Raw genomic sequence first — 2,678 nt, forward strand, 5'->3', positions numbered from 1 at the left:
CGTGCGGATACGATGCCTCTGCCATGGACCCGAGTGTAGATGGCACATGAGTCGCGAGCGTTACGGAGATCTGCTCACAGCAGAATACTCACGCCAGGCTTCGTGGTGTCATCGGCCGGTCGGCGTCGGCGAATAGAACGCCGGGCGCTCCGGCGTCTCGACCTGTTGCACGCCGCCCGACAGCGCGCGCACGCCCGCCTCGCATGCGAGGGAGACGAGATAGCCGTCCCAGGCGTTCGGCCCATCGACCAGGCGCCCTCCCCTGACCGCATCGACCCAGCGCTGAACCTCGATGTCGTACGCGTCGGCGAACCGGGTCGTGAAGCTCGTGTGTTCGGCGGGGTCGTCCCACTCCCACTGCGCGTCCCCGATGCGCGCGACCGACTGCGAGAACACCGCCTCGGTCGTGACCTGGTATCCGAACTGCACGTTCACGCTCATCTCGACGTCGACGAGCAGGCCGTTCTCGAGCTCCATCAGCACCAGGATCGGCTCTCGCAGGCGCTCCGGCGCCAGCGGATTGCGCCGCGAGTACCGCACCTCGACGCTCTTCACCGCGGATCCGGCGAGCCACGGCACCACGTCGAACTCGTGCACGACCGAGTCGTTGATGAGCATCTCCTGCACATACGACTCGGTCACCGACGGGTTCCTGTGGGCGCAGTGCAGCATGAGCAGCTCGCCCGCGTCTCCCGACGCGATGAGCTCGCGCAGCCGGGCGTACTCCGGATCGAACCGGCGCATGAAGCCGACCTGGATGTGCGGCCGGTCGAGCTTCTGCTCGGCCTCGAGCACCCGCAGCGACGTCGCGGAGTCGGGCGTCAGCGGCTTCTCGCAGAGGATCGGCAGCCCCGCCTCGAGCGCGGGCAGCAGCACCGGGAGGTGCGCCGCTCCCGGAACCGCGACGAGCACGGCGTCGATTGCGTCGTCAGCGATCGCGTCCTCGATCCGCGCGAAAGGCCGTGAATCGGGGGCGGCGAGCGCGGCGGATTCCGCGCGCCCCGGATCCGTCTCGACCACGGCCGCGACGTGCGCGCCGGTGATGCGCGATTCGATCCGCCTGATGTGGTCGGCGCCCATCGCGCCGGCCCCGACGACTCCGATGCGGAGGTCCTGTGTCATGTGCGCGGATCCTCAGAACTGGCGCGCGAGGTGCGCGCAGCCGTGCAGGTGCTCGCGCGTGCGTCGGGCGATCGGGAGCGGACGGTCCGGATCGCATCCGTACATGTCCTGCTCGACGATGGCGAAGATGTCGGGCGAGATCGCGGCCGCGGCCTCGATGATCGGGGCGAGCTCGGGGACGCCTTGGGGAGGCTCGATCATGATGCCGTCCGCCACGGCGTCCTTGAAGCTGACGTCGTTCTTCAGCACATCGAAGAGCATCGACTGGTCCACCTGCTTCAGGTGCAGGTAGCCGATGCGATCGGGGCGCTCGTTGATCAGCGACAGGCTGTCGCCGCCGTAGTACGCGAAATGTCCGGTGTCGAGGCAGAGGTTCGTGTAGCGCGGATCCGTCTCGTCGAGCAGGCGGTTCACCTCGCGCGTCGTCCCGACGTGGCTGTCGGCGTGCGAGTGGAACTGCTGCCGCACGCCGTACTCCTCGTAGAGGGCCTTGCCGAGCCAGTCGTGGCCGCCTGAGAGTGCGCGCCATTGCTCGTCCGTCAGCGTGCGGGGCTCGAGGTTCTCCCCCGTCGCGTCGCTGCGCCACAGATCCGGGATCACAACGATGTGCTCCGCGCCGAGCGCCGAGGCGAGCCCGGCGACCTTGACGGCCTGATCCCACGCGCGCTTGCGCTCGTCCTCCGACTTGTGGAAGCCGGTGAACACCGTTCCCGCCGAGAGCTTCAGGCCGCGCGCGCCGAGCTCGTCCTGGAGCTTGTGCGGATCCGTCGGCAGGTACCCGTACGGGCCGAGCTCGATCCAGGTGTAGCCGGCGTCAGCGGCCTCATCGAGGAATCGCTCCCAGGGCACCTGGCCGGGATCATCCGGGAACCACACGCCCCACGAGTCGGGTGCCGTGCCGATGCGCAGGCCGGTGGAGTGCGTCACGCGATACCTCTTCTCTGAGCTGATGCCCGGACGGCAGCGTCCGGGGCATCAGCCCATTATCGCGAACGACCAGCGCGGGTCAGACCAGGGCCTCCTCCACGAGCGCCGCCTCGATCCGCACGGGCTCGCGCCGGGGCAGGATCCGCGGGTGCACGCCCGCCATGCGCTCGAGCACGCGCAGCACCTGGCCCGAGTAGCCGTACTCGTTGTCGTACCAGACGTAGAGCACGACGTTCTCGTCGCCCTCCGAGAGGGTCGCGAGCCCGTCGACGATGCCGGCGCGGTTCGTGCCGACGAAGTCGGTCGAGACGGCGTCGGGGTTCTCGCTGTAGTCGATCTGCTGGCGCAGGGGCGCGGTGAGCGAGGTCTGGCGCAGGAACGCATTGATCTCGTCGGCCGTCGTGGCACGGTCGAGCTGCAGGTTGAGGATCGCGAGCGACACGTTGGGCGTGGGCACGCGGATCGCGCTGCCCGTCAGCTTCCCCTTCAACTGCGGCAGGGCCTTCGCGACGGCCTTCGCCGCCCCCGTCTCGGTGATGACCATGTTCAGCGACGCGGCACGACCGCGGCGCGGGCCGCTGTGGAAGTTGTCGATGAGGTTCTGGTCGTTCGTGAACGAGTGCACGGTC

2 protein-coding genes and 1 pseudogene are annotated in these 2,678 nt (G+C 68.8%); all 3 read right to left on the reverse strand.

Annotated features, from left to right (window positions below; genetic code table 11):
- Window positions 1–108: 108 nt before the first annotated feature.
- Entirely contained in the window at window positions 109–1,122 is a 1,014-nt protein-coding gene (locus ACTIAO_RS17600) for a Gfo/Idh/MocA family protein (protein WP_441869761.1), read from the reverse strand.
- A 12-nt stretch (window positions 1,123–1,134) separates the two neighbouring features.
- The gene (locus ACTIAO_RS17605) at window positions 1,135–2,049 is read right to left on the reverse strand and encodes a sugar phosphate isomerase/epimerase family protein (RefSeq protein WP_441907348.1); all 915 of its coding nucleotides are present in this window, start codon (window positions 2,047–2,049) and stop codon (window positions 1,135–1,137) included.
- Between the two features lie 79 nt (window positions 2,050–2,128).
- Window positions 2,129–2,678: pseudogene (locus tag ACTIAO_RS17610) on the reverse strand (glyceraldehyde-3-phosphate dehydrogenase); the annotation flags it as partial.

This window comes from Microbacterium sp., assembly GCF_052099035.1.
In the GTDB taxonomy this organism is placed as follows: domain Bacteria; phylum Actinomycetota; class Actinomycetes; order Actinomycetales; family Microbacteriaceae; genus Microbacterium.

Excerpts from the sequence above, each read along its gene's own strand:
- ACTIAO_RS17600 (WP_441869761.1), bottom strand. The coding sequence starts at position 1,122 with ATGACACAGGACCTCCGCATCGGAGTCGTCGGGGCCGGCGCGATGGGC.